Here is a 5,445-nt window from a genome sequence, read left to right as displayed (position 1 = left end):
GGTGCCCACCGACCGCTCCGAGACGCCGAACACCTCGGCCGCCTGCCGGTAGGTACGCACCGCACCGGACTCCAGCGCGGCCACCACCCGCAGTCGCACCACTTCCCGCTCCGCAGGCATCAACCGCCGCGCATCTCCAACCTCGACCACACCCGATCAACGAACAAGCAACCCACCAGTTCCCGCTCAATAATTCCCTCGAATATCACCGACCGGCACTTGCGCGGAAACACCGGGTCCTCTGCCAGCCCGCCTCGGCTTTCCCCCTCCGCAGGGCTCTTGCCGCTCTTCCTGGTACCGCCTACAGGAAGCTCTGTCCGGGCAGGCCGCAAAGGGTCTCTCATTCCCGAGGGGCTCCGCCGCGCTCTCCTCACCCATCAGTGGGCTCGGGTTCGAGGGCCAGCGGAGTCGGCGTTCAAGCCCGACCGGACGGTTGACTTCACGGAGCGGACCGGCGGCCGCGGATGCACCCTGGGTCTGGGTCACCCGGCGCGCCTGGCGGGCAGTGGCCTCGACGACGGCAAGGGGGCGGTCAGGGAACCCTGAAGTCGTTCACCGGTTGCACGGCTTGTTCAGCCTCTCGCGCCCCCTCCCGCGCCCGGTGCGTCCTCGCTTTCTCGGACCGGAGGTTCGCGCCGCCGCGGTGCGATCGCCTGTCGGCCGCCCAGACGGCCAGCGCGCAGGCTGCGAACCCGGCCCCGAGGAGGCTGGATCCCGCCCAGCTGCCGGCAGCGAAGACGGCGGTGGTCGCGGCCGCACCGAGAGCGGAGCCGAGTGAGTAGAAGACCATGTAGCCCCCGATGACGCTGCTGACGCGCTCCGGATGCGCGGTGGTGAGCAGGTGCTGGTTGCTCACGTGCACGGCCTGGACCGCGAAGTCGAGGACCACGATGCCGGCGATGAGGAGCCACAGCGACCACGGCAGCTGCGCGATCGCCGCCCACGAGAGGACCAGCAGGGCGAGCGCGAGGCCGGTGACCGGGACCGCCCGCCCTGCGTCCGCCCACCGCCCGGCACGTGCCGCGCCGAGTGCGCCGGCCAGTCCGGCGATGCCGAACAGTCCGACCTGACTCTCGCTGAGTTGCCACGGTGTGTCCATCAGCGGCAGGGACAGTCCGCTCCACAGCGTTCCGAAGGACGCGAACAGGAAGAACGCGATGAGCCCGCGTGTCAGGAAGAGGCGCTGCCCGAACAGTCCACCGAGCGAGGCGACAACCTGCCGGTACTCCGTGGGCGGGCCGGGACGCTCCTCCGGCGGCAGTGCGGCGAGGACGAGGGCCGCGAGCCCGAGTGACAGCGCCGCGAGCACGGCATAGACGCTGCGCCAGCCCCACACGTCGGCGAGCGCGCCGGTGACGACCCGCGCGCCCAGGATGCCGACCACGACTCCCGAGGTCACGACACCGATGTTCCGTCCGCGTTCGGCGGGCTCCGAGACCGACGCGGCGTAGGCCACCGTGGTCTGCACCACGACCGCGAACACCCCGGCCAGCGCGAGTCCCGCGAAGGCCGCCCACGCGGCTGACGCCGAGGCCGTCAGGAGCATTCCCCCTGCGGTGATCGCCAGGTGCACGGCGATGAGCCGACGTCTGTCGACCACGTCACCGAGCGGTACCAGCAGCACCAGTCCCGCCAGGTAGCCGAACTGTCCGGTCGCGACGATCCATCCCGCCAGTTCTGCCGGCACGCCGAGGTCACGCCCCATCGGCTCCAGAACCGGCTGTGCGGCATAGATGCTCGCCACAGCGACACCACACACCACTGCGAGCAGCAGTCGCCGCCATACGTCCATTACGCCCCAACCCCAATCGGTAGCAAATTGCAACTGATCCGACGGTACGGCATGATGGTTTCAATCCGCAACCTATGGGAGGTGGCATGTCACGCAGCACCGGGCGCGCCCCGGACACCGGCTGGACCGACCCCGACTGCCCCGTCGCCCGCACGCTCGACCTCGTCGGCGACCGGTGGAGTCTTCTCGTCATCCGCGACGCGATGGACGGAGCACGATCGTTCACCGAATTCCGGCGACGCACCGGCATCGCCCGCAACATCCTCACCGACCGCCTCCGCAAGCTCACCGCTCACGGACTCCTCGCCCAGCGCACCGCACAGTCGGGCCGCCGCCGGGAGTACATACTCACCGACGCCGGCCACGCCCTCTTCCCCGTCATCCTCACCCTGCGCCAGTGGGGGGAACGCCACGCCTTCGCACCCGGCGAGACCCACTCCACCCTCGTCGACCGGCACGGCGCCCCGGTCCCGGAGATCACACCGATCACCACTGACGGCACCCCCCTCGACGCCGACACCACCCACGTGCGGAAGACCCGGGTCTGTCAAACGAGCGGTGTAACCAAGGTTGTTGAGGGTTACTGACGGGCTGCCGACAGACGGCCGTCGAAGGTGATGTCGAAGGCGTTCAGGGCGGTCTTCCAGCGCATGGTCCAGCGGGCCTGGCCCTTGCCGGTGGGGTCCAGCGACATGATGGCCATGTAGACGCACTTCAACGCGGCCTGCTCGTTCGGGAAGTGGCCGCGGGCCTTGACCGCTCGCCGGATGCGGGCGTTCACCGACTCGATGGCGTTGGTGGTGCAGACGATGCGGCGGATCTCGGTGTCGAACCGGAGGAACGGGGTGAACTCTTCCCACGCGTTCTCCCAGAGCCTCACGATCGCCGGATACTTCTTGCCCCACGCGTCGGCGAACTCGGCGAACCGCTCGAGTGCGGCTTCCTCGGTCGCCGCGGTGTAGACCGGCTTGAGAAGCTTGGCGATCTTGTCCCAGTCCTGGCGGGCGGCGTAGCGGAAGGAGTTCCGCAGCAGGTGGACCACGCAGGTCTGGACGGTCGTTCGCGGCCAGACGGTCTCCACGGCCTCGGGCAGGCCCTTGAGCCCGTCGCAGACGAGCATGAGGACGTCGTTCACGCCGCGGTTCTTGAGCTCGGTGAGAATGTGCATCCAGTGCTTGGCGCCCTCTCCACCGTCGCCGGCCCACAGGCCCAGGATGTCCCGCCGACCCTCGACGGTGACGGCCAGGGCCACATAGATCGGCCGGTTGGCCACGGCACCGTCGCGGATCCTGACGTGGATCGCGTCGATGAAGACCACCGGATAGACGGCGTCCAGGGGCCGGCTGAAGCCATTCGGCCATGCCGTCCATGACCTTGTCGGTGATCGTGGAGATCGTCTGCCGGGAGACGTCGGCGCCATAGACCTCGGCCAGATGGGCCTGGACCTCACCGGTCGTCAGACCTTTCGCGGACAGCGAGATCACCATCTCGTCCACGCCGGTCAGGCGCTTCTGCCGCTTCTTGACGATCTTCGGCTCGAGGCTGCCCTCGCGGTCGCGGGGCACGGCTATCTCCACCGGGCCGACGTCCGTCAGCACGGTCTTGGCCCGGGTGCCGTTGCGGCTGTTGCCGCCGTTCTTCCCGGCCGGGTCGTGCTTGCCATAGCCGAGGTGGTCGGTGATCTCGCCTTCGAGAGCGGACTCCAGGAGCCGCTTGGTCAACTGCTGGAGCAGCCCGCCCTCGCCGGTCAGCTGCAGGCCCTCGGCCTGAGCGCGGCCCACCAGCTCGTCGATCAGCTGGTTGTCCACACCCCTCGCCGACTGCGGCTCGACGGCCTTGACGGTCTCGGTCTCGGTCACGTTCTCACTGGTCATCGATGCATCTTCCTTGCTCAGGAGTTACACCGAACGTTTTACAGTCCCCTGGAAGGTGGCTCCCGAGCACGGCGGGCACAGGGTGACGTAGCCGAGGGGGCTTGGCGTGCGCCATGCACCCCAGCGCGGGCCCTGGTTGCGGCAGCGGCTACAGGTCCGGGCACGGGCGACCAGGTCCTCCGTCACCTGCTCCCACCGGTCGAGGAGCTCGGCGTAGGCCCTCGGCAAGAGCAGGCTGCCGCCGGAGCAGGTCATCAGCTCCAGCGGCTGGGTGTTGGCGATGTTCTGGCGGCGTCCGCTGTAGGCCGCGGTGAACTCTTCCCAGGTCAGGTCACCGGACAGCCCGTGGGCACCGATGCGTTGCCAGCTGTCGTTCCAGTCGTCGTAGTGCCGCTGCTCCTGGTGTCTGTGGCGGGCGTGCCAGTACATCCAGGAGGCGATCGTCTCCCGCCAGTCGGCTCGCCCTCGTTCCTCCGGGTCCTGGTCGTCACGCTCGCGGTAGGGCGGCACGTGGAACTCGACGACGTCGCCGGGGTCCAGGCGGAAGTCAGCGAATGCCTGGGCAGCGCGTCGGATGTCCCGTTCGTCGTACGTCCACTTCGACCTGTTCTTGTAGCAGCGGATCGCGATGTCGCCGATGACGACGTGGCCGTGCTGGCGCCGCCGCACCATGTGTACGAAGTCGTCCGGGTCGAGCGGGAGGGCGGATGCGGCGGAGATCTCCGCGAAGTACGTGCGGGCGAGCCGGGGGCTGATCTGGGCCATGCCCGGATGGTGGCAGCGGAGTCTGACAGCGTCCCCTGCGTACTCGCACGTGGAAGCGAATAATCGTACAAATACGCGAGTACGGGTCTATTCGCCGCTCTCGAAGCCGTACTCGAGGCCCTTGAGGACGGGGTCCAGCTTGGCAGCGGCGCCGCACAGCGAGCACAGCCGTACACCCGGCTGCTCGGCTGCATCCAGTGCCCGGTCCAGCGGCAGCACCGGCGCTCCGGCCGGTGCCTCTTCGCACCCGGCCGGGCCCGCGGTCGCCGGCCTTCGCCAGTACCCAGCCGGACGGCCGCCGCGACCCCAGCGCCTCCTGGGCGGGCGAGGGCGACTTCAGGTAATCGGTGCCACGGGCCGTACGTGGCCCGGAGCGCGCACCCAGACCCGGTACTCGGCAGGCTCCATCGAGTCCCCGGGGCCGTTTCGGTACGCCAGTAGGCCAACTTCGTACTTTCAGCCGTCGGGCACCTGGCGCCGGGACCACAGGTGGGCGACGACCTCCTGATCCCTGGGCAGCAGCACCCGGATGGGCACCGGCACCGGCTCGGGGGCGGAGGACGTCGTCATGCTCCCACCGTACGGACGGACGCCGGGACGCGACGCCCGGCGCGACCTGCGCGGGCACCGGCCTCTGTCCACAGGCTGGCCATGGCGGACTGGTCCGCATGAGCGATGACGAGCAGCAGCCGGCCCCGCGCCGCGGCAAGGTCCTGGAGGCCCTCACGCGGGCGGAGCGAAAGGTGTTCACCCGACCCGCGCCGAAATCCGCAAAGGCTCAGGTGAAATTCCTTCTCACGCGGTCGAAGGGGTCGACCAAGGCTCTGGCGGAGCGCCTGAGCGTCTCGCGCCGGACGGTGGAGCGCTACCGCGCCGGGACGCCGACGACCCCGCAGAAGCGCCTCTAGTACTCCAGTGCGGTTTCGTGATCTATCCAGCGGGTTCGTCGACGGATCGTCGTCGGTAGTGGCTGTGTCGGGCTGTTGCCTGGTGGCGTCTGCGCCAGATTGACCA

4 protein-coding genes and 2 pseudogenes are annotated in these 5,445 nt (G+C 69.1%); 2 read left to right on the top strand and 4 right to left on the bottom strand.

Translation table 11 applies throughout. From position 1 onward, the window contains the following. Positions 1-532 precede the first annotated feature (532 nt). Entirely contained in the window at positions 533-1,792 is a 1,260-nt protein-coding gene (locus tag AC2CJA_RS23505) for an MFS transporter (protein WP_484604680.1), read from the bottom strand. 86 nt (positions 1,793-1,878) lie between these two features. On the opposite strand from AC2CJA_RS23505, the gene AC2CJA_RS23500 reads away from it, so the two are divergent. Beyond that, on the top strand, positions 1,879-2,379 hold the full coding sequence (locus tag AC2CJA_RS23500; RefSeq protein WP_484604679.1) for a winged helix-turn-helix transcriptional regulator: 501 nt from the start codon (positions 1,879-1,881) through the stop codon (positions 2,377-2,379). Here AC2CJA_RS23500 and AC2CJA_RS23495 read toward each other — a convergent pair. From AC2CJA_RS23495 to AC2CJA_RS23485, 3 genes and pseudogenes are all read right to left on the bottom strand, one after another. After that, positions 2,373-3,666, bottom strand: a pseudogene (locus AC2CJA_RS23495) (IS256 family transposase). The gene AC2CJA_RS23500 and the pseudogene AC2CJA_RS23495 overlap by 7 nt on opposite strands. Before the next feature lie 24 nt (positions 3,667-3,690). Beyond that, the gene (locus tag AC2CJA_RS23490) at positions 3,691-4,431 is read right to left on the bottom strand and encodes a hypothetical protein (RefSeq protein ID WP_484604678.1); all 741 of its coding nucleotides are present in this window, start codon (positions 4,429-4,431) and stop codon (positions 3,691-3,693) included. Positions 4,432-4,518: 87 nt separating this feature from the next. Next, positions 4,519-5,001 (bottom strand): annotated as a pseudogene (locus AC2CJA_RS23485) (DUF6233 domain-containing protein). Between the two features lie 98 nt (positions 5,002-5,099). Between AC2CJA_RS23485 and AC2CJA_RS23480 the strand changes: the two are divergent. Beyond that, entirely contained in the window at positions 5,100-5,339 is a 240-nt protein-coding gene (locus tag AC2CJA_RS23480; RefSeq protein ID WP_484604677.1) for a hypothetical protein, read from the top strand. Positions 5,340-5,445: the final 106 nt, after the last annotated feature.

It is taken from the genome of Streptomyces sp. ATLC9 (assembly GCF_057196705.1).
Note: the sequence above shows the minus strand (reverse complement) of the source record. Positions and strands in the feature narration are given on the sequence as shown.

Bases quoted from the DNA above. Each gene is read 5' to 3' on its own strand.
- AC2CJA_RS23490 (WP_484604678.1), bottom strand. From the start codon at position 4,431: ATGGCCCAGATCAGCCCCCGGCTCGCCCGCACGTACTTCGCGGAGATC.
- AC2CJA_RS23480 (WP_484604677.1), top strand. From the start codon at position 5,100: ATGAGCGATGACGAGCAGCAGCCGGCCCCGCGCCGCGGCAAGGTCCTG.
- AC2CJA_RS23500 (WP_484604679.1), top strand. From the start codon at position 1,879: ATGTCACGCAGCACCGGGCGCGCCCCGGACACCGGCTGGACCGACCCC.
- AC2CJA_RS23505 (WP_484604680.1), bottom strand. From the start codon at position 1,792: ATGGACGTATGGCGGCGACTGCTGCTCGCAGTGGTGTGTGGTGTCGCT.